The 25507-nt window shown below is 73.5% G+C and carries 22 protein-coding genes; 15 read left to right on the forward strand and 7 right to left on the reverse strand.

All coding sequences use genetic code 11. From position 1 onward, the window contains the following. Window positions 1–100 precede the first annotated feature (100 nt). The 7 genes from AB0B20_RS01455 (at window position 101) to AB0B20_RS01485 (ending at window position 6657) form a co-directional block, all read left to right on the forward strand. Entirely contained in the window at window positions 101–598 is a 498-nt protein-coding gene (locus tag AB0B20_RS01455; protein ID WP_262014767.1) for a hypothetical protein, read from the forward strand. 124 nt (window positions 599–722) lie between these two features. Beyond that, a complete protein-coding gene (locus AB0B20_RS01460) occupies window positions 723–1286 on the forward strand; it encodes a YceD family protein (RefSeq protein ID WP_013474351.1) in 564 nt (187 codons plus the stop codon). Between the two features lie 5 nt (window positions 1287–1291). Then, complete coding sequence (gene rpmF / locus AB0B20_RS01465; RefSeq protein ID WP_073830392.1) at window positions 1292–1465, forward strand: 50S ribosomal protein L32; 174 nt, start codon at window positions 1292–1294, stop codon at window positions 1463–1465. Window positions 1466–1597: 132 nt separating this feature from the next. Beyond that, window positions 1598–2557, forward strand: a complete 960-nt coding sequence (locus AB0B20_RS01470; RefSeq protein WP_357390119.1) for a phosphate acyltransferase PlsX — start codon at window positions 1598–1600, stop codon at window positions 2555–2557. Beyond that, complete coding sequence (gene rnc, locus AB0B20_RS01475; RefSeq protein ID WP_357390103.1) at window positions 2554–3345, forward strand: ribonuclease III; 792 nt, start codon at window positions 2554–2556, stop codon at window positions 3343–3345. The genes AB0B20_RS01470 and rnc overlap by 4 nt, the downstream gene beginning before the upstream one ends. After that, complete coding sequence (gene mutM / locus AB0B20_RS01480) at window positions 3338–4195, forward strand: bifunctional DNA-formamidopyrimidine glycosylase/DNA-(apurinic or apyrimidinic site) lyase (protein WP_357390105.1); 858 nt, start codon at window positions 3338–3340, stop codon at window positions 4193–4195. The genes rnc and mutM overlap by 8 nt, the downstream gene beginning before the upstream one ends. 239 nt (window positions 4196–4434) lie before the next feature. Next, window positions 4435–6657 (forward strand): MMPL family transporter, encoded by a 2223-nt coding sequence (locus AB0B20_RS01485; RefSeq protein WP_357390107.1) that lies wholly within the window; start codon window positions 4435–4437, stop codon window positions 6655–6657. A 210-nt stretch (window positions 6658–6867) separates the two neighbouring features. Here AB0B20_RS01485 and AB0B20_RS01490 read toward each other — a convergent pair whose 3' ends face one another. Both AB0B20_RS01490 and AB0B20_RS01495 read right to left on the reverse strand, forming a co-directional pair. Continuing rightward, entirely contained in the window at window positions 6868–7737 is an 870-nt protein-coding gene (locus tag AB0B20_RS01490) for an endo alpha-1,4 polygalactosaminidase (protein WP_357390109.1), read from the reverse strand. Between the two features lie 77 nt (window positions 7738–7814). Further along, window positions 7815–8960 carry a CAP domain-containing protein gene (locus AB0B20_RS01495; RefSeq protein ID WP_357467253.1) on the reverse strand — a complete coding sequence of 382 codons (1146 nt, stop codon included), beginning with the start codon at window positions 8958–8960 and terminating at the stop codon, window positions 7815–7817. A gap of 373 nt (window positions 8961–9333) precedes the next feature. Here AB0B20_RS01495 and AB0B20_RS01500 point away from each other — a divergent pair, with 373 nt between their 5' ends. The 3 genes from AB0B20_RS01500 to AB0B20_RS01510 all read left to right on the forward strand — a co-directional run bounded on the left by AB0B20_RS01500 (window position 9334) and on the right by AB0B20_RS01510 (window position 14056). Next, the gene (locus tag AB0B20_RS01500) at window positions 9334–9528 is read left to right on the forward strand and encodes a hypothetical protein (protein ID WP_013284566.1); all 195 of its coding nucleotides are present in this window, start codon (window positions 9334–9336) and stop codon (window positions 9526–9528) included. 314 nt (window positions 9529–9842) lie between these two features. Continuing rightward, window positions 9843–13442: a chromosome segregation protein SMC gene (gene smc, locus AB0B20_RS01505; protein WP_357467258.1), complete on the forward strand. Its 3600-nt coding sequence runs from the start codon at window positions 9843–9845 to the stop codon at window positions 13440–13442. After that, the gene (locus AB0B20_RS01510) at window positions 13439–14056 is read left to right on the forward strand and encodes an HAD-IA family hydrolase (RefSeq protein WP_357390525.1); all 618 of its coding nucleotides are present in this window, start codon (window positions 13439–13441) and stop codon (window positions 14054–14056) included. Before smc ends, AB0B20_RS01510 begins: the two co-directional genes overlap by 4 nt. Window positions 14057–14062: 6 nt before the next feature. Here AB0B20_RS01510 and AB0B20_RS01515 read toward each other — a convergent pair whose 3' ends face one another. The 5 genes from AB0B20_RS01515 to AB0B20_RS01535 form a co-directional block, all read right to left on the reverse strand. Further along, window positions 14063–14590: a DinB family protein gene (locus AB0B20_RS01515; protein ID WP_357390527.1), complete on the reverse strand. Its 528-nt coding sequence runs from the start codon at window positions 14588–14590 to the stop codon at window positions 14063–14065. 68 nt (window positions 14591–14658) lie between these two features. Next, window positions 14659–15147: a universal stress protein gene (locus tag AB0B20_RS01520; protein ID WP_357390529.1), complete on the reverse strand. Its 489-nt coding sequence runs from the start codon at window positions 15145–15147 to the stop codon at window positions 14659–14661. Window positions 15148–15149: 2 nt separating this feature from the next. Continuing rightward, window positions 15150–16739 (reverse strand): MDR family MFS transporter, encoded by a 1590-nt coding sequence (locus AB0B20_RS01525; protein WP_357467264.1) that lies wholly within the window; start codon window positions 16737–16739, stop codon window positions 15150–15152. Between the two features lie 104 nt (window positions 16740–16843). Further along, entirely contained in the window at window positions 16844–17269 is a 426-nt protein-coding gene (locus tag AB0B20_RS01530) for a MarR family transcriptional regulator (protein ID WP_357467268.1), read from the reverse strand. Window positions 17270–17282: 13 nt separating this feature from the next. Further along, window positions 17283–18995, reverse strand: coding sequence for an alkaline phosphatase D family protein (locus tag AB0B20_RS01535; RefSeq protein ID WP_357390535.1), 1713 nt, complete (start codon window positions 18993–18995; stop codon window positions 17283–17285). Window positions 18996–19143: 148 nt separating this feature from the next. On the opposite strand from AB0B20_RS01535, the gene ftsY reads away from it, so the two are divergent. From ftsY to AB0B20_RS01560, 5 genes are all read left to right on the forward strand, one after another. Beyond that, window positions 19144–20334 carry a signal recognition particle-docking protein FtsY gene (ftsY, locus tag AB0B20_RS01540; protein WP_357390537.1) on the forward strand — a complete coding sequence of 397 codons (1191 nt, stop codon included), beginning with the start codon at window positions 19144–19146 and terminating at the stop codon, window positions 20332–20334. An 8-nt stretch (window positions 20335–20342) separates the two neighbouring features. After that, the gene (locus AB0B20_RS01545) at window positions 20343–21206 is read left to right on the forward strand and encodes an aminoglycoside phosphotransferase family protein (RefSeq protein ID WP_355015018.1); all 864 of its coding nucleotides are present in this window, start codon (window positions 20343–20345) and stop codon (window positions 21204–21206) included. 167 nt (window positions 21207–21373) lie between these two features. Further along, complete coding sequence (locus AB0B20_RS01550) at window positions 21374–22729, forward strand: ammonium transporter (RefSeq protein WP_357390540.1); 1356 nt, start codon at window positions 21374–21376, stop codon at window positions 22727–22729. A gap of 25 nt (window positions 22730–22754) precedes the next feature. Continuing rightward, a complete protein-coding gene (locus tag AB0B20_RS01555; protein ID WP_013284578.1) occupies window positions 22755–23093 on the forward strand; it encodes a P-II family nitrogen regulator in 339 nt (112 codons plus the stop codon). A 17-nt stretch (window positions 23094–23110) separates the two neighbouring features. Further along, window positions 23111–25372 (forward strand): [protein-PII] uridylyltransferase, encoded by a 2262-nt coding sequence (locus AB0B20_RS01560; RefSeq protein WP_357467272.1) that lies wholly within the window; start codon window positions 23111–23113, stop codon window positions 25370–25372. The last annotated feature ends 135 nt before the right edge of the window (window positions 25373–25507 follow it).

The raw sequence follows: 25507 nt of genomic DNA on the forward strand, positions 1-25507 counted from the left end.
GGTGCTTGTGGCTCGGGCGCGACATGATGTGTGGCAGCGCCGAGACCGGGCGCAGGCCGCATGATGGAGGGCGGCCGACGAAGACAGGAGTGAGGTACCGGTGGACCCGCTCGATCGCATCGACGAACTGATCGCCATGGTGGAGCAGGCCCGCTCCGTCCCGATGTCGCGCAACAACTGCATGGTCGACCGGGGCGAGATGATCGCCGTGCTCGACGAGTTGCGCGCGGAGCTCCCCGCCGACCTGCGGCGCGCCGCCGCGCTGCTGGAGGAGCGGGACAAGATCATGGAGGCCGGCAAGCGCGAGGCCGACCGGATCATCAGCGAGGGTGAGGCGGAACACGCCCGGCTGGTCTCGGTGAACGAGATCACCGTCTCGGCCGAGCACGAGGGCGCGCGGATCATCGCCGAGGCGCGGGCCGAGGCGCAGCGCCTCCGCGAGGAGGTGGACGACTACGTCGACACCGCGCTGGCCAACTTCGAGCAGTTCCTCACCCGGGCGCTGGCCTCGATAGAGCGCGGCCGGGACAAGATGCACGCGCTGCGCGAGATCGGCACCTTCGGCGGGGACGAGGCGGACCGCCCGCTACCCTTCTGAGCGGCGCGCGGGCCGGTCGCCGACAGCCGGCTGCCGTCGGGCCGGAGGTGAACCCCCGGTTCGACGGTTCGCCCGTCTGGCAGGTAACCTTCTTTGTCGGCCTCTCGACGGCCGGAGTCTGACTATGCCCAAACACTCGCCAAGCACACTCGACCCCAGGTCGCCGCTGGTCCTCGACACGAGGGAACTGCCGCGCCGACCTGGTGCGTTGCGTACGCACAAGCGGGTCGTGCCGGCACCGGCGGACCTCGGCGTGGAGTTGATCGGCGTGCCGGAGGGCGCGGACCTCGACCTCGACCTGAGGTTGGAGTCGGTGTCCGAGGGCGTGCTCGTCTCCGGGACCGTCACCGGTCCCGTCAAGGGCGAGTGCGGGCGCTGCCTGCGCGAGATCGACGACTCGTTGGCCGTGACGATCCAGGAGCTGTACGCGTACGAGAACAGCGCCACGGACGACACGACCGACACCGACGAGGTGGGCCGGATGCAGGGCGATCTGATCGACCTGGAGCCGGCGTTGCGGGACGCGGTGGTGCTGGCACTGCCGACCAACCCGCTCTGCCGGGAGGACTGCCCAGGGCTGTGCCCCGAGTGTGGGGTGCACTGGGACGATCTGCCGGCCGACCACAGCCATCAGCAGGTCGACCCGCGTTGGGCGAGCCTGACGCAACTGACCCGTACAGAGGAGTAAGAACCGTGGCCGTCCCCAAGCGCAAGATGTCGCGCAGCAACACCCGCGCCCGCCGGGCGAACTGGAAGGCCTCGGTGGTGGCGACCGTGGCCTGCCCGCAGTGCAAGTCGGCCAAGCTGCCGCACGCCGCCTGCTCCGTCTGCGGCACCTACAACGGTCGTCAGGTCCTCGAGGTCTGACGCGGCTGCCGAGTGACGTCCCCGACCACCGGTCGGGTGACGCGCGCACCAAGGCTCTCGCCCGGTGCCCCGGCTCCCTGCGCCGCCGACCGGCTTCCGGCCGGCGGACCGTCGGAGCCGGGCACCGCGCGGATCGCCGTCGACCTCCTCGGCGGGGACGATGCTCCCGCCGTCGTGGTTGACGGCGCTCTGCGAGCGGTACGCACGGACCCCGCCCTGCACCTGATGCTCGTCGGCCCGATCGAGGTGGCCGACGAGCTGATCGGCGCGCTCGAACCGGCCCAGCGCGCCCGGGTCACGGTCCGCCCGGTGCGGACCGCCGTCGGCATGGCCGACCACCCCACCGCCGCCCGTGGCGAGAGCACGGTGCGCACCGCCGTGCAGGCCGTCCGCGACGGGCTCGCCGACGCGGTCGTCTCGGCCGGCTCGACCGGCGCCACTGTCACCGCCGCCGCGCTCGGCCTGGGCCGCTGGACCGGGATCCGCCGCCCCGCGCTCGCCGCCACGCTGCCCGCCGTCGAGGGACCTGTGGTGCTGCTCGACGTCGGCGGCACGCTCGAACCCGGCCCCGCCACGCTGGCCCGGCACGCCCTCCTCGGCGCCGCCTACGCGTCGGTGGCACACGCCGTCACCGCACCCCGCGTCGGGTTGCTCTCCGTCGGCCACGAGACCGGCAAGGGCGACCGGCTGCGCCGGGTCGCCGCGCCCGCGCTCGCCGCCGCGCCGCTGCCCTGCGACGGCCGCTACGTCGGCCTGGTCGAGGGGTACGACATCTCGCTCGGCGCCCGCGCCGACGTCGTGGTGACCGACGGCTTCACCGGAAACGTCCTGCTCAAGGCCATCGAGGGCGCGTACGCCATGGCCGGCGGCCCGCCGTCGCGCGGTGGCGCCCCGCGTGCCGCGGCCCTGCTCGGGGTGGGCGGCACCGTGGTCGTGTGCCACGGCGCGGCCGGTTCCGAGGACGTCGCCTCCGGTATCGCGCTGGCCGCCCACCTGTGGCGCCGCGACGCCGCCGGGACGGTCCGCACGCTGCTCGCCGGCATCCCGCACGATCTCGCACCTGACCGACACGACACCGAGGTAGCACCATGACCAACGACAAGCGGCGGCGTGCTCCCGTCGGCCACCTGGAGGCGGCCTTCGGGGTGTCGCTCGACCCGGAACTGCTGGAACGCGCGCTGACCCACCGCTCGTACGCGTACGAGAACGGCGGCCTGCCCACCAACGAGCGGCTGGAGTTCCTGGGCGACTCGGTCCTCGGCGTGGTGATCACCACCGCGTTGTTCCACAACCACCCCGACCTGCCCGAGGGGCAGCTGGCGAAGCTGCGCGCCAGCGTGGTCAACATGCGGGCGCTCGCCGACGTGGCGCGTGGCCTGGGCCCGGACGGGCTGGGCGCGTACCTGCTGCTGGGCAAGGGCGAGGAGGCCACCGGCGGACGGGACAAGGCGAGCATCCTGGCCGACACGCTGGAGGCGCTGCTGGGCGCGATCTACCTCCAGTACGGCCTGGACACCGCGGCCATCGTCATCCACCGGCTGTTCGACCCGCTGATGGCCGAGTCGGCGGGCCGGGGCGCGGCGCTGGACTGGAAGACCAGCCTCCAGGAGCTGACCGCCGCGCTGGGGCTCGGCGTGCCCGAGTACCGGATCGAGGGCACCGGGCCGGATCACCTCAAGACGTTCACCGCCTGGGTGGTGGTCGCCGGGAACCGCTACGGCGGCGCGGAGGGACGCAGCAAGAAGGAGGCCGAGCAGCGCGCGGCCGAGTCGGCCTGGCGGACGCTGAACGAGCAGGCCGAGGCCGAGGCGGCGGCGCGGGCCGAGGCCGCGGCCCGGGACGAGGCGGCGGACGTCGAGGCGGGCGCCGGCCGTGCCTGAGCTGCCCGAGGTCGAGACCGTCCGGCAGGGGCTGGCGCAGTGGGTGATCGGCCGGCGGATCGCCGCCGTCGAGGTGCGCCACCCCCGGGCGGTTCGCCGGCACGCGCCCGGTGGCGCGCACTTCGCCGACGTGCTCGCCGGCCGGACGGTCACCGGCGTGCGGCGCCGGGGCAAGTACCTCTGGCTGCCGCTGGACAGCGGCGACGCGGTGATCGGCCACCTCGGCATGTCCGGCCAGCTGCTGTTGCAGCCGGTCGGCGCGGCCGACGAGCTGCACCTGCGGGTCCGGTTCCGGTTCGCCGACGACGGGCCGGAGCTGCGCTTCGTCGACCAGCGCACGTTCGGCGGGCTGTCCGTGTCCGCCGGTGGGGCGGAGCTGCCCGCCGAGATCGCCCACATCGCGCGCGATCCGATGGACCCGGAGTTCTCGGACGAGGCGTTCGTGGCGGCGTTGCGCCGCAGGCGTACGGAGATCAAACGCGCGTTGCTCGACCAGACGCTGATCTCCGGGGTGGGCAACATCTACGCCGACGAGGCACTGTGGCGGGCGAAGCTGCACGGCACCCGCCCGGCCGACGCGCTCACCCGTCCGGCCGCGCTGCGCCTGCTCGGGCACGTCCGGGACGTGCTCGCCGAGGCGATCAAGCAGGGCGGCACCAGCTTCGACGAGCTGTACGTCAACGTCAACGGCGAGAGCGGCTACTTCGACAGGTCGCTGAACGCGTACGGCCGGGAGGGGGAGCCCTGCCCGCGCTGCGGCGCGCCGATCCGGCGGGAGGCGTTCATGAACCGCTCCTCCTACAGCTGCCCGCGATGCCAGCCCCGGCCCAGGGGCACCCTCCGGGGATGACCCCGAGCCGGTTCGGGGTTGCACCGGTGTGCATCGCCGGACGGTCCCCGGAGACGCGCCGGAGCGTACCCGGAGATGCCCTTTTCCGCCCGGTCCGCGCGGCCGGTTCCGGCCGCTCGGACCGCTCCCGCCGGATCGGGGACGAGCGGGGGCCGTTCCCCGATGCCGGGGCCCCGCCTGCTGCCTAGCGTCATCTGGGGTCGGCACAGGGCCGGCATCAGGAGGGTGGAACCCGGGACATGGGCAGGCGACCGGTTACTGTGCGGCTGGCACGGTGGAGTGCGGAGCATCCGTGGCGCGCGATCGCGTTGTGGGTGGTCTTCGTGGCGGTGTGTTTCGTGGGCGGCAGCGCCGCCGGGCTGAACGAGGCGACCGACGAGGATCAGGCGATCGGCGAGTTCGGACAGGCACAGCTGATCGTCGACAGTGGCGGGTTCGACCGGCCGGCGACCGAGAACGTGCTGATCACCGCCCGCTCGAGCTCGCTCGACCAGGCCGCGGCGAAGGCCGCGGCGCAGGACGCGGCGGACCGGCTGCGGCAGGTCGACGGCGTGGCCTCGATCGGTACGCCGATGCCGTCGCGCGACGGCAGCGCGCTGCTGGTGCCGATCACCATGTCCGGCGACCCGGGCACCGCCGGCGACCGGGTGCAGCCGCTGCGGGACACCACCGCGAAGGTGCAGGACGCGCACCCGCGACTGCGGGTGGAGCAGGTCGGCGGCCCGTCCATCGACAAGGCGCTCGACGACACGCTCGGCAAGGACTTCAAGCGCGCCGAGCTGCTCAGCCTGCCGGTGACGCTGGCCATCCTGATCATCGCGTTCGGCGCGCTGATCGCCGCCGGGGTGCCGGTGCTGCTGGCGCTCTCCTCGGTGGCCGCGGCGATGGGTCTGTCCACACTCGCCTCGCACCTGGTGCCGGCCACCGACACCACGGCCAGCGTCATCCTGCTGATCGGCATGGCGGTCGGCGTGGACTACTCGCTGTTCTACGTGCGGCGGGAACGGGAGGAACGGGCGAAGGGCCGGTCCGGCCTGGACGCGGTGGAGATCGCGGCGGAGACCTCCGGGCACGCCGTGGTGGTCTCCGGCACCGCCGTGATCATCTCGATGGGCGGTCTGCTGCTCGCCCAGGACGCGATCTTCTCCTCGCTGGCGGTCGGCTCGATCCTGGTGGTGGCGGTCGCGGTGATCGGCTCGCTCACCGTGCTGCCGGCGCTGCTGGCGAAGCTGGGCCGCTGGGTGGACCGGCCGCGGGTGCCGCTGCTGTGGCGCCTCACCGCCCCGCGTGACGGGCGGGACGGGCAGCCGGCCCGGCCCCGGTTCTGGCCGGCGGTGCTCAAGCCGGCGCTGCGCGCGCCGGTGGCCACGCTGCTGATCTCGGTCGCGCTGCTGCTCGCGCTCGCCGCGCCCGCGCTCGGCATGAAGCTGAAGTTCCCCGGCGCGGAGGACGTGCCACGCACCACCGCCGCCATGCAGGCGTACGACCGGCTCACCGCCGCGTTCCCGAGCAACGGCACCAGCCACACGGTGGCCGTGCGGGCGCCCGCCGAGCAGGCCGACCGGGTGCGGGCCGCGCTCACCGACCTGGCCGGCCGTACCGCCGCCGACCCGCTCTTCGCGCCGGCCGAGGGGGACGGCCCGGAGATCCAGGTGTCGGCGGACCGGCGGGTGTCGGTGCTGGAGGTGGCCACGCCGCACGCCAGCCGCTCCGACGAGGCGTCCCGGTCGTTGCACGAGCTGCGCGAGGACCTGGTGCCCGCCACGCTCGGCGGCATCCCGGGCGTGGAGTACGCGGTCGGCGGCGGCGTGGCCGCCAGCGAGGACTACGCCGCACACATCTGGGCGAAGCTGCCGGTCGTCGCGGCGTTCGTGCTGGCGCTGACGTTCCTGGTGATGGCGTGGACGTTCCGGTCGGTGGTGGTGGCGCTGACCTCGATCGTGCTGAACCTGCTCTCCGCCGGCGCCGCGTACGGGCTGCTGGTGCTGGTCTTCCAGAGCACCTGGGCGGAGGGGCTGCTCGGCTTCACCTCGATGGACGCGATCGTCACCTGGCTGCCGCTGTTCCTGTTCGTGGTGCTGTTCGGACTGTCCATGGACTACCACGTCTTCGTGGTCAGCCGGATCCGCGAGGCGGTCGACCGGGGCATGCCCAACCGGGAGGCGGTGGCGCACGGCATCACCTCCTCGGCCGGTGTGGTGACCAGCGCGGCGGTGGTGATGGTGGCGGTGTTCTCCATCTTCGCCACGCTCAGCATGATCGACTTCAAGCAGCTCGGCATCGGCCTGGCGGCGGCGATCCTGCTGGACGCCACGATCATCCGCGCGGTCGTGCTGCCCTCGGTGATGACGCTGCTGGGCGACGCGAACTGGTGGGCGCCGCGCTTCATGCGCCGCCGTACCGCCGCCCCGGCGGTCGAGCCGCCGCCCGCACCGGCGCCGGAGCTGGTCGGCGCCCGCTGACCCGGCCGGCCGGGGTGGCTCGACACCCGGTCCGGCCCGTGCCGCCCGCCGAGACGGCATCCACATGTGGCGGGTATGCCTGGGAGTCATAATCATGACTCTCAGGCATACGGCTTCCGTACTTCTGCCCGGCCGGGAGGCTGCGTCGAGGCCGAGGGCAGGCCGCCGGAGGACCTGGCCACCCCGCTGAGCGCGGAACACGCCGAGGCGTCACGGCAGCGCGCACGGCTCCCGCCAGGCGTCCAGCGTCCGATCCTTGCGGATCGAGGCGAAGCCGTAGCCGACCGAGGTGACGCAGAAGTCCGCCGGCTCGCCGGTGTACTCGACGTGGAAGACGGGCTTGCCGGCGTCGACGAACGGCAGTAGCTTCGCGCACTGGCGGCGGCGTACGCACTCCTGGTTGACCGCGAAGTCGAAGTCGGGGGCCAGCGCGGCCACCTGTGTCACGTCGTCGACCAGGCCGGGGGAGAGGCTCAGCTCGCGGGCCAGCCCGGCCAGCCGGCGGTTGAACAGCAGCTGGTCGTCGAAGTCCAGCGGGAAGCCGGTGCGGTGCCGGTAGCCGTCCGCGTCGGCCAGGGCCACCGCGCCGAAGCCCTTGCCGCGGCACAGCCGGAACCGGTCGGCCAGCACCGGCGCGAGCGCGTCCCAGCGCCGTACGTCCAGGAACCGGCTCCCCGGCCGCCCCGGCACCGCGGCGCCGCGCACGGCGGCGGGGAAGCGGGTGGCGTCCGGGTCATCGGCGGCGTACGTGCCGACCCGGACGTGGCAGACCAGCCGGCGGCCCCGCCCGCGCAGCGCGGCGGTCTCGGCCGAGGTGGCCGCCACCGGGTCGAGGAGGAAGACGTCGGCGTCGACAGCGACCTCCACCGGCGTGGTGAGCTGCCACTGCCACCGCCAGCTGTCGGCCTGCGCGGCCGGCCAGGGCGTCGGTGCGCCGGGCGGGGTGATCGGCCGGCGGCAGGCCGGCACCGGGACCAGCAGCAGGGCGGTCAGCGCGAGCGCCACGCCCCGGCGCGGACCACGTCGGCGGACGCGGGCCGGCCGGGGGCGCGGCACGGCCCACACCGGCCGGATCCGCATCGACAGCTCCCCGGACGCGGGCGGCCCGGCGCCGCCCCCGATGGGTCAACGAGCGCCGGGTCGGTCACGACGCGCGGTCAGCGCGGGGTGGCGAAGACCTGCGTCCAGTACGGCCCGTTGCTGCGCGCCACGCCCACCCCGATCTGGGTGTACGAGCAGTTGAGGATGTTCTTCCGGTGGCCCTCGGAGTTCATCCAGCCCTCCATGACCGCGGCCGGGGTCTGGTAGTTCCAGGCCACGTTCTCGCCCACCATGCTGTACGAGTAACCGGCGGCCTTGACCCGGTCCCAGGGCTGACTGCCGTCGCTGCCCGTGTGGTCCATCTTCTTGTGGTCGGCCTGGTTCTGGCTGTGCCGCTGGGCGGCCAGGTTCAGCTTGGCGTTCACGGTCAGTGCCTTGCAGCCGGCCTTGGCCCGCTCCTGGTTCACGATCGTGACGACCTGCTGGAGTTCGGCGCTGAGCCCGGTCGTGGCGGCGGCCTTGGTGCCGGTGCCCCCGGTGCCGCCGCTCGACGAGCCGCCGCCCGGGGCGCTGCTGCGCTCCTGCTGCCGTGACGGCGCGGTGCTGCGGCTCGGCTTCGGCGTGGCCTTCTTCGTCGGGCTCGGCGCGGCGGTGGTCGGTACGGCGGACGGGCTGGCCGGCTCCGGGGCGAGCACGTCGGCGGGCGCCTCCTCGGTGCCCTCGGGCCCCTGCGGCGCGGCGGCCACCGGCGCGTCGGCGGAGGTGCGCTTCGTGCCCTGGTCGCCGCCGGGCAGCAGGACGGCGCCCACGCCGAGGCTCACCACGAGCGTCGCCGCGGCGGCGGCCCCGCCGATCACGAGCGGCCGGGACAGGCGCCGCTTCGGGCGCCGCCGCTCGTCGGCCGGGGTGTCGGTGGCCGGCTGCCAGGTCGCGGTGGGCTGCTCCCAGCCGCCGGCCGGCTGCTCGTGACCGTGCCAGGCGGCCGGCTGCTCGTGACCGTGCCAGGCGGTGGGCTGTTCCTGGCCCTGCCACACCGCCGGCTGTTGCCGGCCCTGCCACGCGGGCTGCTCGCCCTGCCACGCGGCGGTGGGCTGCTCCTCGCCGTTCCAGCGGTCGCGGGGCGGCTGCTGTGTACCGTCGCCGAACAGGTACGACGACCGCGGCTCGGGCCGGTCGCTGAGCCACGCCGGACCCTCGTCGGTCGGCTGCTCGGGGCGTCGGGCGGTGCCCTCCGGGTCGATCGGGTCGTTCCAGCGGTACACGCCTGTCCCCTCCACGGGTCGGTTGCGGGCCGGGGTGACGCTACGGGCGCGTCCGGAGCTGCGGCAACGTGGCTAAGAAAGAGTTAAGGCGAAGCGGGCTCGGAGGGTGCGGCGTTCGCGCGTTCCGGGCGTACAGTAAAGGCGTCCGGACAGAGCGTGTCCGCGCCTTCTGGCAGCCCCCTGACGAGTGGACCGGCCGACGTGGAGATGATCTACGGCCTTGGTCAACTTGACGCCGGAGGGGTTTTCGGCTCAATATGTAGGTGTCGCCAGTCGCGCCCAGTCATGCCCCGATGCAACGGGAATGGCAGCCGCGAACATCATGGGCGCGCGTTGGCCGGCCTTTCCGGCAGCGCACATCAAGGAGTTCAGCATGGCGAAGGCCCTCTACGGCCACGTAAGTGCAGCGCCCGACCGGCGTCTGCTCGACGAGGTCACCCGTCTGCGTGCCAGGGTTCAGGCACTGGAGTTCGAGATCACGCGTCTGCGTGCCGACAACGATCGGCTCGCGGCGGCAGCGGCGGAGGCCGACGACCTCCTCCGTCTTGCCGAGCCCGCGCTGACCTGATCTCCAGTCGCCGGAAAACTGAATCGCACCACACCGAAAAGCGCGCCGACACTCAAGTGCCGGCGCGCAGCCATGTGCGTACCCCTTTTCGTGGTTCCCGCCGTAATTCTCGATCTTGCGAACCGCCCGGAATTGCGCCCGGTAATTGTGATCATGCATTTCCGTTCCCTCCGCGACGGCCGGGCGGAAAACGGACACCGCGGGCGTCGGGTGGGTCGCGTCGCGGCGACGTCGCGGTCCCGGGTTAGTCTGCGGGTTCACCAGGTCCGCGCAGCCGGCGACGGTACGGCGGCCACCGGACGAGGATCGAGAAGGTGCATCTCAAGAGCCTGACGGTGAAGGGCTTCAAGTCCTTCGCCTCTGCCACGACGTTGAAGCTGGAGCCCGGGATCACCTGCGTGGTGGGCCCGAACGGCTCCGGCAAGTCCAACGTCGTCGACGCCATCGCCTGGGTGCTCGGCGAGCAGGGCGCGAAGGCGCTGCGTGGCGGCAAGATGGAGGACGTCATCTTCGCCGGCACCGCCGGGCGGGCGCCGCTGGGCCGGGCCGAGGTCACCCTCACCATCGACAACACCGACGGCGCGCTGCCGATCGAGTACACCGAGGTCTCCATCACCCGCCGGATGTTCCGGTCCGGCGAGAGCGAGTACGAGATCAACGGCGACTCCTGCCGCCTGCTGGACATCCAGGAGTTGCTGTCCGACTCCGGCATCGGCCGCGAGATGCACATCATCGTCGGGCAGGGCCGGCTCGACGGCATGCTGCACGCCAAGCCGGAGGACCGGCGGGCGTTCATCGAGGAGGCGGCGGGCGTCCTCAAGCACCGCAAGCGCAAGGAGAAGGCGCTGCGGAAGCTCGACGCGATGCAAGTGAATCTCAACCGCCTGACCGACCTCACCGCCGAGCTGCGCCGCCAGCTCAAGCCGCTGGGCCGGCAGGCCGAGGTGGCCCGCCGCGCCGCCGCGATCCAGGCCAACCTGCGCGACGCCCGGCTGCGGCTGCTCGCCGACGACCTGCACACGCTGCGGACCACGCTGGACAAGGAGATCGCCGACGAGACCGCGCTGCGCGAGCGGCGCGAGCTGATCGAGGCCGAGCACGGCGAGGTGCAGGGCCGCCTCGGCGAGCTGGAGGCGGCGCTGGCCGAGGACGCCCCGCTGCTCGCGGCGGCGCAGGACACCTGGTACCGCCTCTCCGCGCTCCAGGAGCGGTTCCGCTCGATCGAGCAGTTGGCCCGGGAGCGGCTGCGTCATCTCAGCGCCGCCGGCGACGACGAGCGCCCCGGGCGCGACCCGGAGCAGCTGGAGGCGGAGTCGCGGCGGATCCGCGAGCAGGAGGAGGAACTGCGCGCCGCGCTCACCGAGGACCAGATCCGCCTGGCCGAGGCGGTCGAGCACCGACAGGAGCTGGAACGCCAGCTCGCCGCCGCAGAGCGGGAGCTGGTCGCCGCCGCGAAGGCGATCGCCGACCGGCGCGAAGGGCTGGCCCGCCTCACCGGCCAGGTCAACTCCGCCCGCGCGCGGACCACGAGCGCCGGTGAGGAGATCGAACGGCTCGCCGCCGCGCACACCGACGCGCTGGGCCGCGCCGAGAAGGCGCAGGCCGACCTGGACGCGGTCGCCGAGCAGTCCACAGAGGCCGACCGGGACAACGCCGACCTGGACGCCCGGCACGACGAGGCGGTGGCCGTGCACGAGCGGGCCCAGGCGGCGGTGCGCAGCCTGACCGACGGGGAGCGCGCCGCCGAGAAGGACGCCGCCACCTGGAAGGCCCGCGAGGAGGCGCTCGCCATGGGCCTGCGCCGCAAGGACGGTGCCGGTGAGCTGCTGGCCCGCGCCGACCAGGTGCCCGGCCTGCTCGGCAGCCTCGCCGGGCTGCTCACCGTCGCCCCCGGCGACGAGGCGGCGCTCGCCGCCGCGCTGGGCGGCCTGGCCGACGCGGTGGCGGTCAGCGGCGTGGACGAGGCGGTCGAGGCGATGCGGCTGCTCAAGATCTCCGACGCCGGGCGGGCCGGGCTGCTCGTCGGCAGCCCCGCCGGACCGGGCATGGACGGCTCCGCCGACGCGCTGCGCCCGAAGCTGCCCGAGGGCACCCGCTGGGCCCCCGACCTGGTGGAGTGCTCGGCCGCGATCCGCCCCGCCGTGCACCGGGCGCTGCGCGACGTGGCGCTCGTCGACGACCTGGCCGCCGCGTCCGCGCTCGTCGCGGCGAACCCGGAGCTGCGCGCGGTCACCCCGGACGGCGACGTGGTCGGCGCGTACGCGGCTGCGGGCGGGTCGGCCAAGGCGCCCAGCTTCATCGAGGTGCAGGCCGCCGTCGAGGAGGCGCGGGCCAACCGGGCCACCGCCGAACGCACCGCCGCCGAGCTGCGGGAGCAACTGGCCGAGGCGCGCGCCGAGGTGGCCACCGCCAAGGAGGCCGTGCAGCACGCCGCCGCCGCCAAGCGGGAGGCGGAGAGCCACCGCAACGCCGCCGCGCGCCGCCTCGCCGAACTGGGCGCCGCCGCCCGCTCGGCCAAGGCGGAGACCGACCGGCTGGGCGAGTCCCGTTCCCGCGCCGAGGCGGCCCGGGAACGGGATCTCGCCGCGCTCGCCGAGCTGGAGGAACGGCTGCGGCTGGCCGAGGCGACCCCGATCGACGCCGAACCGTCCACCGAGGAACGCGACCAGCTCGCCGCCATGGTGCCGCAGGCGCGGCAGAACGAGATGGAGGTCCGGCTCGCCGTGCGTACCGCCGAGGAGCGGGTGGCCTCGATCGCCGGGCGGGCCGACTCGCTGGCCCGGCAGGCCACCGCCGAGCGGGCGGCGCGGGAGCGCGCCGCCGCCCGCCGCGCGGCCCGCACCCGCGGGGCCCAGATCGCCCGGGCCGTGGTCGGCGGCGCCCGGGAGGCGCTGAGCCGGCTCACCGTCTCGATCGCCCGGGCCGAGGAGCACCGCGACGCCGTCGCCCGCGAACGCGCCGCCCGCGAGGCCGAGCTGTCCGAGGTACGCGGCGCGGCCAAGCGCCTCGCCGCCGAGCTGGAACGGCTCACCAGCCAGGTGCACCGTGACGAGGTGGCCCGCGCCGAGCAGCGGATGCGCATCGAGCAGTTGGAGGCGAAGGCCGCCGAGGACTTCGGCCTCGACGTGGCCACGCTCGTCGCCGAGTACGGCCCGGACCGGCCGGTCCCGCCCACCGACGCGGACGTGGCGCTGGCCGAGAAAGACGGCCGTCCGGTGCCGGACCCGGTGCGCTACGAGCGCCCGGTGCAGGAGAAGCGGGCCGCGAAGGCGGAGCGGGAACTCGCCCTGCTGGGCAAGGTGAACCCGCTGGCGCTGGAGGAGTTCGCCGCGCTGGAGGAGCGCTTCAAGTTCCTCTCCGAGCAGCTGGAGGATCTCAAGGCGACCCGGCGCGACCTGCTCACCGTGGTCAAGGACGTGGACGACCGGATCCTCGAGGTCTTCGCCAGCGCGTTCGAGGACACGGCCCGGGAGTTCGAGCAGGTCTTCACGGTGCTGTTCCCCGGCGGCGAGGGCCGGCTGGTGCTCACCGACCCGGAGGACCTGCTCACCACCGGTGTCGAGGTCGAGGCCCGTCCGCCGGGCAAGAAGATCAAGCGGCTCTCGCTGCTCTCCGGCGGGGAGCGGTCGCTCACCGCGGTGGCGATGCTCGTGGCGATCTTCCGCGCTCGGCCCAGCCCGTTCTACATCATGGACGAGGTGGAGGCGGCGCTCGACGACGTGAACCTGGGCCGCCTGATCACGCTGCTGGCACAGTTGCGGGAGAAGAGCCAGCTGATCGTGATCACGCACCAGAAGCGGACCATGGAGATCGCCGACGCGCTCTACGGGGTGACCATGCGCGCCGGCGTGACCCAGGTGATCAGCCAGCGGCTCAACCGGGCCGACGACGAGGAACAGGTGACGAGCGAGTGAGTCGGGAACGCGCCACGGCGCTCCTGGTGGACTTCGACGGCGTGCTGCGCCGCTGGGATCCGGCGGTGGCCGCCGGCGTCGAGCGGGAGTACGGGCTGACCGAGGGGGTCCTCGGTGAGATCGCGATGTCCTGGGGGCTGCTCCAGCCGGTGCTGACCGGCCAGGTCAGCCACGCCCAGTGGATGGTGAGCGTGGCCGACGCGCTGACCCCCGTGGTCGGCGCGGACCGGGCCCGCGCCGCGGTCCAGGAGTGGCAGAGCTACCGCGGCGAGGTCGACCCGGACGTGCTGGCGTTCATCCGCGAGGTGCGGGCGGGCGGCATCCGGGTCGGGCTGGGCACGAACGCCACCGACCTGCTCGACGCCGACCTGGCCGCGCTGGACCTGACCGGCGAGCTGGACGTGATCGTGAACTCCTCGGTCGTCGGGGTGCACAAGCCGGCCAAGGAGTACTTCCAGGCCGCCTGCGAGGCGCTGGGGACGCCGCCGGGGCGGGTGCTGTTCGTCGACGACGAGGACCGCGCGGTGGCGGGCGCCCGGGTGGCCGGCCTGTCCGCGCACCGGTGGAGCGGCCCGGCCGACCTGCGCTACCTGCGGGCGGCGCTGGCGTACTGAGCCGGGTCAGGCGCCGGTGACGCCGTCGATGCGTTCCCGGATCAGGTCGGCGTGGCCGTTGTGCCGGGCGTACTCCTCGATCATGTGGACGTACACCCAGCGGAGGCTGATCTCGTGCGTGGCGTCGCCCCGGCGGTGGTGGAAGGTGTGCTCCAGCGGCAGGCCGGCCACTGCCGCCCGGGCCGCCTCGATCTCGGCGCGCAGCGTGGCGAACGCCTCGGCCGGGTCGGCGTCGGCGACATGGTTGAGGTCCGCGTCCGGGTCGGCGTCGTAGTCGTAGAGGTCGGGCAGCTCCTGGCCGGTGGCGCGGACGCGGAACCACCAGCGCTCCACGTCGGCCATGTGCCGGACGAGGCCGAGCAGCGTCAGCCCGGAGGGCTCCACGCTTCGGGTACGCAGTTGCTCGGCGGTCAGCCCGGCACACTTGTGCACCAGGGTGTCGCGATGGTGGTCGAGCCAGCCTTCGAGCATGGTGCGCTCGTCGGCGACGTAGGGCTCGTGGCGGCGGTCGATCTCAGGAACGGTCCAGGTCATGGGCGCAGATGTTAAGAGGGGCCCCCTGTACAACGCGAGGCGTTAACGGGGGGCCCTTCCTTACACCCTCAGGGCACCACGATGACGGGCCAGCGGCCGGTACGCACCAGCCGGGTGGCGACCGAACCGACCAGCTTGTGCCCGGCCTGCTCGGACGAGCCGACCACCACCATGTCGGCCCGGTGCTCGTCGGCGGCCCGGCACAGCTCGGTGTAGGCGTCGCCGCGCCGGCACAGGAACGTCACCGGCAGGTCCAGTTCCTCGGCCCCGCGTCGGCACTCGGCGCGCAGCTCGTCGGCCAGCTCGTCGTGGGTCTGCTGGACCGCCCCGGCCACCACGCCGGAGAGCATCGCGCTGTAGGTGGCCGGCGAGCTGACGAACACCGCCACGAGCGTGGCGCCCTGCCGCCGGGCCAGTCCGGCGGCGTACGCGGCGGCACGCATCGAGGTGCGGCTGCCGTCCACGCCGACGAGCACCACCCGTGGCCCGTCCGTACCCCGTTCGTAGGGCAGCGGACGGGTCCGCGGGCCGTACCGTTCGCGTTCCGCGGCGTCCATCGTCAGTCCTTCGTTCCGGCCGGGACGACCTCGGCCGTCTCCCGCACGGCGGGGACCGGCTCGGCGTTGCTGCGGCGCAGCGGCACCTCCCGGATGAGGACCACGGCGATCAGGGCGAGCAGCCCGAACGGGGCGGCGGCCAGGAAGATGTCACCGGCGGCGTGCCCGTACGCGGCCTCGACCACAGTGCGGACCGGGCCGGGGAGCGTGTGCACGTCCGGCAGCCCGCCGCCACCGGACCCGGAGGCCGGGACGCCGAGGCGGCTCAGGCCGTCGGCCAGGTAGCCGGTGACCCGGTGTCCGAGCACCGCGCCGAGCGCGCTCACGCCGATCGCGCCGCCGAGGCTGCGGAAGAACGCCACCACCGAGCTGGCGGCGCCCAGCTCGTCCGGGCGGACCGTGTTCTGCACGGCGAGCACCAGGTTCTGCATGCTCATGCCGACGCCGAGGCCGATCAGCGCCATGAACACGGCGAGACGCCAGTACGGGGTGTCCGCGCGCATGGTGCCCATCAGCGCGAAGCCGGCGGTGAGCAGCACCGAGCCGATGACCAGCCAGCTCTTCCAGCGGCCGGTGGCGGTGATGATCCGGCCGACCACCGTCGAGGAGACCAGCAGGCCGCCGATCATGGGAAGCGTCATCAGGCCGGACATGGTGGGGCTGGCGCCGCGGCTGATCTGGAAGTACTGCCCGAGGAACACCGAGGCGCCGAACATGCCGACGCCGACCGCGATGCTGGCGATCACGGCGAGCGTGATGGTGCGGTTGCGGAACAGGTGCGGCGGGATCATCGGCTCCGCGGCACGCGTCTCGACCCGGGCGGCGAGCACGCCGAGCACCGCCGCACCGGCCACCATCGCGCCGCTGGTCCAGGAGATCCAGTCGTACCGGTCACCGGCCAGGGTGATCCAGACCAGCAGCAGCGAGACGGCTGCGGTGATGAGCGTGGCGCCCCACCAGTCGATCTTCACCTCGCGCTTGACTACCGGCAGGCGCAGCGTCCGCTGGAGCACGATCAGTGCGAGCACGGCGAACGGCACGCCGACGTAGAAGCACCAGCGCCAGCCGAGCCAGGAGGTGTCCACGATCACGCCGCCGATCAGCGGGCCGCCGATGGTGCCGACTGCCATCACCGCGCCGAGGTAGCCGCTGTACCGGCCGCGCTCGCGCGGGGCGATCATCGTCGCCATGATCACCTGGGCGAGGGCGGTGAGGCCGCCCGCGCCGACGCCCTGCACCACCCGGCAGGCGATCAGCTCGCCGGTGGTCTGTGCCTGCCCGGCGAGCACCGAGCCCAGCACGAACACCACCAGGGAGATCTGGACCAGCAGCTTCTTGCTGAACAGGTCGGACAGCTTGCCCCAGATGGGCGTGGTCGCGGTGGTCGCGAGCAGCGTCGAGGTGACCACCCAGGTGTACGCGGACTGGCCGCCGCGCAGGTCGGTGATGATCCGTGGCAGCGCGTTGGAGACGACGGTGGAGGAGAGGATCGCGACGAACATGCCCAGCAGCAGGCCGGAGAGCGCCTCCAGGATCTGCCGGTGGGACATGTCGACGGCGGTCGCCCGCACGGGCGCGGTCGCCTGGGTCATCGTGGGTTGCCTCCGTATGGGGGAGAAGGTTGCCTCGGGCAACCGAAGTCGTTGCCTTGAGCAACAACCAGGGCCGGGCCGGGATTGTTCCCTCCCGCCGGGGGCTAGAACGACTCGTTGAAGCGGTGCATCAGCCGGGCGAAGGCCGCCACGTCCTCTTGCGGCCAGCTTTCCAGCGAACGTCGTATCTGTCCGAGTCGGGCCGCCCGGGCCGCGTCGAACCGCCGGGTGCCCTCGTCGGTCAGGCTGAGCTGGGCCGCCCGCCGGTCGGTCGGGTCCGGGTCGCGGCTGACCAGGCCCAGCGCCTCCAGACCGCCGATCTGGCGGCTGAGCGTGCCCTTGCCGATGCCCAGCTTCGCGGCCAGGTCGGTGAGCCGGATCGAGCCGGAGCGGCGCAGCCAGAGCAGCAGGCCGTACGCGTTGGGCTCCAGGTTCGGGTGGACCTCGCGGGCGATCTCCCAGGACAACGCCCGGCCCCTGCGCAGCAACGCGGTCAACTCGTGCTCCACGGCGCGCAGCGTCTCGTCCACGCTCAGAGGGTACTCAGTCCCCGTCGCTGAGTTGCTGGTGCGCCACCGGCCGCAGCTCGCCGTCGCTGGTCGTGCCCTCGATCACCACGGCCGCCTTGCGCCCCTGGTGGGTCAGCGTGGCCACCGCGTTGCCGAAATAGGGCCCGGCCAGCTTCCGCCAGCGCACCGGCGGGCGGCGTACCCCGGCCGAACGCGCCAGCGCCCGGGTTGCCCCGGCCGGCCCCGGATTCCAGCCCAGCGTCATCAGCGGTCGCATGCCGGCGGGCACCTGGTTGTGGATCGGCGAACAGGTGAGCTGGTGCACGGGCGTGCGGACGTCGCGGTCGGCGAAGCGGGCCCGCGCCACGTACGAGTGGTGCACGTCGCCGGAGAGCACGCTGATCGACGCCGGTCGCGCGTACGCCGGCCCGGCGCCCACCCGCGCCCCGGTGCGCGGCGCGGTGCCGCTGCCCAGCCGCGCGAACAGCTCGCCCAGCGCCTCGAACGAGCGCCGGAACGCCGCCCAGTGCTCCAGGTCCAGGGCCCGGCGGATCTGCTCGGAGAGCCGGGCCACCCACTGCCGGCTGGAGTCGGCCAGGCGCTCGTTCCACGCCTCGACGTGGTGGATACCCGGCGGCAGCAGCCACGGCAGCGAGCTGCCCACCACCAGATGGTCGTACTCGCCGTGCGCCTGGTCGAGGAACCACGACCACTCGCCCGGCGGCAGCATCGCCCGGCTGCCGGGCAGCAGCACCCGGCTGGACCGGTTGTCCAGCATGACCAGGCGGGTGCGGCCCAGGTCCAGCGCGTAGCTCCACTGGTACTGCACGGCCCGCCAGCGCTCGGTGTCGTGCGCCAGGTCGGCCTCCTTGTCGACCCGCTCGCCGAACTCGTGCAGCACACCGGTGGCGTCCTCGGCGGCGATCACCTTCGCGTACACCGGGTCGGCGGCGATCTCGTCCGGGCTCAGGTTGCCCAGGTGCTGGTAGACCCAGTAGGAGGCGAGGCCGCTGCGGATCCGCTCGGCCCACCACGGCTGCTCGCGCATGTCCGCGCGCCACGACTGCGAGGTGTTCCAGTCGTCGATCACCTCGTGGTCGTCGAAGATCATCACGCTCGGCACGGTGGAGAGCAGCCAGCGGATCTCCGGGTCGCGCCACGACTCCAGATAGAGCTTCGTGTACTCGTCGAAGCTGACCACCTGCGTCGCCGGGGCGTCCTTCGGCCGCTTCCGGCGCCGCTTGAGCAGCCGCCGCACGGTGGGCGAGGTCTCGTCCGCGTACACCTGGTCGCCGAGCAGCACCAGCAGGTCGGGCAGCACGGCCTGCTCGGGCGCGGCCATCACCCGCCGGGCGTACGCGTCCAGCGCGTCCGGCGGCAGCTTGCGCGCGGTGGAGTGCTGGGTGGTCTCCCGGCAGGAGCCGAACAGCAGGCGCACCGGCTGGTCGGCGTCGTCGAGCGCGCGGGTCCGGATCACGCTGGGCGGGAACGACGAGTCCGGCAGCGGCCACGCCACCTCGTCGTCGATCAGCACCTCGTACGTCGTGGCGCTGTCCGGGGTGAGCCCGGTCACCACGACGATCGCGTAGTGGTGGTCGTACGCGGAGAAGGTGGGCGCGCTGCCGGTGGCGCCGTCGGCCGTGCGGACGGTGACCACGGCGGGCGAGCTGGTCTCCACCCAGACGGTCGCCCGCGTGTCGACGACCCGGCGCAGCAACGGGCCGATGAGCAGGCGGGAACCGGGCACGACATCCACCTCCGACAAGATCGTTTCGGCTGTTCCCTACCCGGCCGGCGGTTGCGGTACGCCTTCCGGTGCGAGCGTACCCGCAGGTTGTTCGCGTGCCGAGGCGGTGAGTGGGACGCCGTCGCCGCCATCTGACAGGATTTCGGGCATGACGGAATACCTCCTCGTCGCTCTCGCCCTGCTCGGCGTGCTGATCATCGGCGGCCTGAGCCTCGTGGTGCCCCGGCTGCGCCGGCGCCCGCAGCCGCCGCTGCCGCGCACGGAGGTCGACACCCGGACGGAGGAGGACCTGGCCGGCCCGCCGGTCGAGGCCCCGGAGGCGGAACTCACCACCGGCGTGGTGGTCGAGGCGCCGCCCGCCCCTCCGGTCGAGGCGCCCCCGGTCGAGGTGCCGGAGCCGACCGCCGGCCGGCTGGTCCGGCTGCGGTCGCGGCTGTCCCGCTCGCAGAACGTCTTCGGCAAGGGCCTGCTCGGCCTGCTCAGCCGCGACCGGCTGGACGAGGACACCTGGGAGGAGATCGAGGACAGCCTGATCACCGCCGACGTCGGCATCGACGCCACCCGGGAGATCGTCGACCGGCTGCGCGAGCGGACCCGGGTGCTCGGCACCCGTACCGGTGACGAACTGCGGGCGCTGCTCGCCGCCGAGCTGGTGAACGCGCTCGACCCGACGCTGGACCGCTCGCTGCGCACCGCGCCGAAGGAGGGCGTCCCGGCGGTGGTGCTCGTGGTCGGCGTCAACGGCGCCGGCAAGACCACCACCTGCGGCAAGATCGCGCGGGTGCTCGTCGCGGACGGCCGCAGCGTGCTGCTCGGCGCGGCCGACACGTTCCGGGCCGCCGCCGCCGACCAGCTGGAGACCTGGGGCGGCCGGGTGGGCGCCGAGACGGTCCGCGGGCCCGAGGCCGCCGACCCGGCGAGCGTCGCGTTCGACGCGGTCAAGCGCGGCATCGACACCGGCGTGGACACGGTGCTCATCGACACCGCCGGCCGGCTGCAGAACAAGGTCGGCCTGATGGACGAGCTGGGCAAGGTCAAGCGGGTGGTGGAGAAGCACGGCCCGATCGACGAGACACTGCTGATCCTCGACGCCACCACCGGCCAGAACGGGCTGGAGCAGGCGCGGGTCTTCACCGAGGCGGTGAACGTCACCGGCGTGGTGCTGACCAAGCTCGACGGCACGGCGAAGGGCGGCATCGTGATCGCCGTGCAGCGCAAGCTCGGCATCCCGGTCAAGCTCGTCGGCCTCGGCGAGGGCAAGGACGACCTCGCCCCGTTCGACCCGGCACAGTTCGTCGACGCGCTGCTCGGCACCGAGCCGCTCGCCCGGGACGCGTAGCCTCTCCCGTGACGACTGACGATCGCGCCTACGCGGGGTGGCGCGACCCCAGCCACCCGTCGCCACGCCTCGGGAGACCGTACGTGACTTCGCAGGAGATCCCGCTGCACGGCGGGAACGTGAGCACCGTGGTCCGTGTGGGAGACACGGTCCGGCGCAACGCCGGCCCGTGGACGCCCTCCGTGCACGCGCTGCTGCGCCACCTGGAGTACGTCGGCTTCACCGGCGCTCCCCGGGCGCTCGGCATGGACGAGCGCAACCGGGAGGTCCTGTCGTACCTGGAGGGGGAGTGCGGGGAGTACCCGCTGGCCCCGCACTGGGTGACCGACGAGGCCCTGGTCACGGTGGCCACCATGCTGCGGATGTTCCACGACGCGCAATACGGCTTCACCCCGCCGCCCGGCGCGGTCTGGCGCTCGTTCGGGCCGCCCCCGCCGGACACCGAGGTCATCTGCCATCACGACGCCGCGCCGCACAACGTGATCTGGCGGCCGGACGGCACGCTGGGTCTGATCGACTTCGACCTCGCCTCGCCGGGTGCCCGCATCTACGACGTGGCGTACGCGGCCTGGACCTGGGTGCCGATCTTCTCCGACCGCGACTCGATAACGCTCGGCTGGAAGCACCCGGACCGGGCGCGCCGGCTGCGGCTGTTCGCCGACGCGTACGGGCTGATCCCGCGCGACCGGCACCGCCTCATCCGGACCATCCGCAAGCGCATCGTCGACCACGTCGAGGGCATCCGGCGGATGGCCGCGGCCGGTGAGCCGGCGTTCGTCCGGATCGTCCACAAGGGTCACCTGCGTCGTCCCATGCGCGACCTGCGGCTGCTCGACTACGAGCGGCACCAGCTGGAGGCCGCGCTCCGCTGAGCAAGATCGGCGTTCTTCACACGCCGGAAACAACCCGTCACGCGTCGGAAATCGCGCGGTGTCGCTGAAGGAAACAGCCGGCGACAAAGCTTCCGCGCAACCGGCTGACGGGCGATGCTGCCAGGTCTTCAGTCGGAGGGAGGAATACGACAACGAGAGGAGGCAGCGTGGAGATCGACACCGGGAACACTGCCTGGTTGCTTGTCTCGACTGCCCTCGTGCTGCTCATGACCCCCGGTCTCGCGCTGTTCTACGGCGGCCTGAACCGGTCCAAGGGCGTTCTGAACATGATGATGATGAGCTTCTCGTCCATCGGGCTCGTCAGCATCCTGTGGCTTTTCTACGGCTTCACCGTCGCCTTCGGCGAGGGCGGCAAGTTCTGGGGTGACCTGGGTCAGTACCTGGGCACCAAGACCTTCGTCGGCGAGAACGACCTGTGGGGCGAGACGGGCATCCCGATCTACGTCTTCATCGCCTTCCAGATGATGTTCGCGATCATCACCGTGGCGCTGATCAGCGGCGCGCTGTCCGACCGGGCGAAGTTCGCCGGCTGGCTGCTGTTCGCGTTCGGCTGGGCCACCCTGGTCTACTTCCCGGTCGCCCACATGGTCTGGGGCGGCGGGCTGATCGGCGGCGACATCGGCGCGCTCGACTTCGCCGGTGGTACCGCCGTGCACATCAACGCCGGTGCCGCGGCCCTCGCGCTGGTGCTGGTGCTCGGCAAGCGGGTCGGCTGGCCGCGCGAGAGCATGAAGCCGCACAACGTCCCGATGGTCGCCCTCGGCGCCGCGCTGCTGTGGTTCGGCTGGTTCGGCTTCAACGCCGGCTCCGAGCTGACCGCCGACGGGGTCACCGCGCTGGCGTTCATCAACACCCAGGTCGCCACCGCCGCGGCGCTGCTCGGCTGGATCGTGGTGGAGTGGGTGCGCGACGGCAGGCCGACCCTGGTCGGTGCCTCCTCCGGCGCCATCGCCGGTCTGGTCGCCATCACCCCGGCCTGTGCGTTCATCACCCCGGCCGCAGCGGTGCTGCTGGGTGTGGTGGCCGGCGCGGTCTGCGCCCTCGCGGTCGGCCTGAAGTACCGCCTCGGCTACGACGACTCGCTCGACGTGGTCGGCGTGCACTTCGTCGGCGGCTGGATCGGCTGCCTCTGGATCGGCCTGTTCGGCACCGCGTCGGTCAGCTCGCTGGTGGAGACCGACGGCCTGTTCGTCGGCGGCGACGCCACGCTGCTCGGCAAGCAGGCGATCAGCGCGCTGATCGTGACCGTCTACTCCTTCGTGGTCGCCTTCGTCCTGGGCTTCGTGATCGACAAGACGATCGGCTTCCGGGTCTCCGCCGAGGCCGAGGTCGACGGCATCGACATCGCCGAGCACGCCGAGAGCGGCTACGACCTGTCGCCCACCACGGGCAGCAGCGGTGGCGCGTTCGCGATGGCCGGGATCGGCGCCGGCAAGCCGGCTTCGGAGCCCGCCGTCGAGGCCGACGAGTCCGCGCCGGTAAGCGAGAAGGTCGCCGGTTAACGTTCCTGGGATGGAGGGGTTGGACATGAAGCTGGTGACCGCGGTCATCAAGCCGTACCAGCTGGACGCGGTGAAGGAGGCCCTGCACGCGCTCGGCGTGGCCGGGCTGACCGTCAGCGAGGTCCAGGGCTACGGCCGGCAGAAGGGGCACACCGAGGTCTACCGGGGTGCCGAGTACACGGTCGAGTTCCTGCCCAAGATCCGGGTCGAGGTGCTCACCGACGAGATGGACGTCGACAAGATCGTGGACGCGATCGTCGGCGCCGCACGGACCGGCAAGATCGGCGACGGCAAGGTCTGGGTGACCGGCGTCGAGGAGGTCGTCCGGGTGCGTACCGGCGAGCGCGGGCTCGACGCCCTCTGAGCGCCGGATCCGCCGACGTGACCTCGTTGACCACCGCCACCGGCCCCTCCGGGGGGCCGGCGGTGGTCAACGAGGTCGCCGGCGTTCCCGCGGGCATCGGCGCGGCGGCCCGGACCGCGCGGGCCGACGCGCTCGACGCCTGGCTGCGCCGGGCCTTCCCGGACCGGGACGGGGTGGCGCTCGTCGCGGTGGGCGGGCTGGGCCGCCGCCAGTGCGCCCCCTACGGCGACCTCGACCTGGTGCTGCTGCACGCCGGGGTGCCCGGCATCGACGAGCTGGCCGCGTCCCTGTGGTACCCGATCTGGGACGCCGGGCTGCGGTTGGACCACTCGGTGCGTACCGTCGCCGAGGCGCTGTCGGTGGCCCAGGACGACGTCAAAGTCGCCCTCGGACTGCTCGACGCGCGGCACATGGCGGGCGACCCGGCGCTCACCGACCAGCTCGCCCGCACCGCCGCCGACCACTGGCGGCGGACCGCGATCCGCCAGCTCCCCGGCCTTCGCGAGATCACCGCCGCGCGCTGGGAGACGCACGGCGAACTGGCGTTCCTGCTCGAAGGCGACCTCAAGGAGGCGGCCGGCGGGCTGCGCGACGTGGGCATCCTGCGCGCCATCGCCACCGCCGGGGTCACCGACGCGCTCCGCCCGGCCGTGTACGCGGCACACCGGCGGCTGCTCGACACCCGCGACGCGCTGCACCAGCAGGTGGGCCGCCGGGGTGACCGCCTGGTCGCCCAGGAACGCGACGGCGTGGCGCGGCTGCTCGGCGCCGAGGACGGCGACGCGCTGCTGCGGCTGGTCGCCGGTGACGCCCGCACGGTCAGCCACGCCCTCGACGACGCCTGGCGGGCCGCCGACCGGCTCCGCTCCGGCCGGCACCGCGCCGCCCCCGGCCGTCCGCTGCGCCGCCCGGTCGCCCGGGACGTGGTGGAGCAGGACGGGGAACTGGTGCTCGCCCGCACCGCCATCGGCGCCCGCCCCGACCCGAGCCTGTCGCTGCGCGTGGCCGCCGCTGCCGCCACCACCCGGCTGCCGATCGCGCGCGCCACCTGCGAGTGGCTGGCCGCGTACTGCCCGCCGCTGCCCGCGCCCTGGCCGCCCGCGGCCCGCGCCGCGCTGATCACCCTGCTCGGCGCCGGTCCCGGCCTGGTGCCCGCCTGGGAGACCTGCGACAGGTACGGGCTGATCGACCGCTGGCTGCCCGAGTGGACCCGGATGCGCAGCCTGCCCCAGCACAACCCGGTGCACCGGTTCACGCTCGACCGGCACCTGGTGCAGACCGCGTACGAGGCCAGCCGGCACACCCGCGACGTGGAACGCCCCGACCTGCTGCTGCTCGGCGCGTTCCTGCACGACATCGGCAAGGGGCTGGAAGGCGACCACTCCGTGGTCGGTGCGCCGCTGGCCGAGGCGGTCGCCACCCGGATCGGGCTGCCGCCGGACGAGGCGGCGCTCATCGGGACGCTGGTCCGGCTGCACCTGCTGCTGCCCGACGTGGCGACCCGGCGCGACCTGTCCGACCCGAAGACCGTCGCCGGGGTCGCCGAGCGCGTCGGTGACACCGGCACGCTGGAACTGCTGCACGCCCTGGTTCGCGCCGACGCCGCCGCCACCGGCCCGGCCGCCTGGTCCGGCTGGAAGGGCCGGCTGATCGCCGAGTTGGTGAGCCGGGTGCGGACCACGCTGGACACCGGCGTGGTGCCCGCCCCGCCGGCCCCGGACCCGGTGCTCGTGGCCGGGCCGCTGCCTGTCGTACACCTGCGGGAGGATCGGGTGTCGGTCGCCGCCGCCGATCGGCGCGGGCTGCTCGCGACGGTGGCCGGGTGCCTGGCGCTGCACCGCCTGGAGGTGATCTCCGCGGACGCCGCCACAGTCGACGGCCGGGCCCTTGTCGAGTGCCGGGTGCAGCCGCGCTACGGGCTGGCCCCGGACCCGATCGCGCTCAGCGCCGACCTGCGCCGCGCGGTCGGCGGCGACGTCTCGGTCATCCAGCGGCTGCGTGGCCGGGCGCTGGCCGCCCGCAGCCAGGGCGCCGCACCCCGGGTGGTGTGGCACCGGGAGGCGGCCACCGACGCGGTCCTGCTGGAGTTGCGGGCCGCCGACGCGGCCGGGCTGCTGTACCGGGTGACCTGCGCGCTGGACGAGGCCGGCGCCCAGGTGCGGGCGGCCCGGATCTCGACGCTCGGCGGCGACGTGGTGGACGCGTTCTACCTGGTCGGCGGCTGGCCCCCGGACGAGGAACGGGCGCGGATCGAGGCCGCCGTGCTGGGCTCCGTGTAAGGAAGGGCCCCCTGTTAACGCCTCCGGTAGAGGAAGGGGCCCCTGTTAACACCCCGCCGACGAGCGGTGCGGGCCCGTGGACGGCCGGGCCGGAGCGGGGGTGCGGGCGGCGGGCTACCCTAACGGTGGGCTGGA

Origin of the sequence: Micromonospora sp. NPDC049151, assembly GCF_040648395.1 — a bacterium.
In the GTDB taxonomy this organism is placed as follows: domain Bacteria; phylum Actinomycetota; class Actinomycetes; order Mycobacteriales; family Micromonosporaceae; genus Micromonospora.

Coding starts and splice junctions, on each gene's coding strand:
- AB0B20_RS01525 (WP_357467264.1), bottom strand. CDS start 16,739: ATGACCCAGGCGACCGCGCCCGTGCGGGCGACCGCCGTCGACATGTCC.
- AB0B20_RS01490 (WP_357390109.1), bottom strand. CDS start 7,737: ATGCGGATCCGGCCGGTGTGGGCCGTGCCGCGCCCCCGGCCGGCCCGC.
- rnc (WP_357390103.1), top strand. CDS start 2,554: ATGACCAACGACAAGCGGCGGCGTGCTCCCGTCGGCCACCTGGAGGCG.
- AB0B20_RS01555 (WP_013284578.1), top strand. CDS start 22,755: ATGAAGCTGGTGACCGCGGTCATCAAGCCGTACCAGCTGGACGCGGTG.
- AB0B20_RS01515 (WP_357390527.1), bottom strand. CDS start 14,590: ATGACCTGGACCGTTCCTGAGATCGACCGCCGCCACGAGCCCTACGTC.
- AB0B20_RS01500 (WP_013284566.1), top strand. CDS start 9,334: ATGGCGAAGGCCCTCTACGGCCACGTAAGTGCAGCGCCCGACCGGCGT.
- AB0B20_RS01520 (WP_357390529.1), bottom strand. CDS start 15,147: ATGGACGCCGCGGAACGCGAACGGTACGGCCCGCGGACCCGTCCGCTG.
- ftsY (WP_357390537.1), top strand. CDS start 19,144: ATGACGGAATACCTCCTCGTCGCTCTCGCCCTGCTCGGCGTGCTGATC.
- AB0B20_RS01460 (WP_013474351.1), top strand. CDS start 723: ATGCCCAAACACTCGCCAAGCACACTCGACCCCAGGTCGCCGCTGGTC.
- AB0B20_RS01485 (WP_357390107.1), top strand. CDS start 4,435: ATGGGCAGGCGACCGGTTACTGTGCGGCTGGCACGGTGGAGTGCGGAG.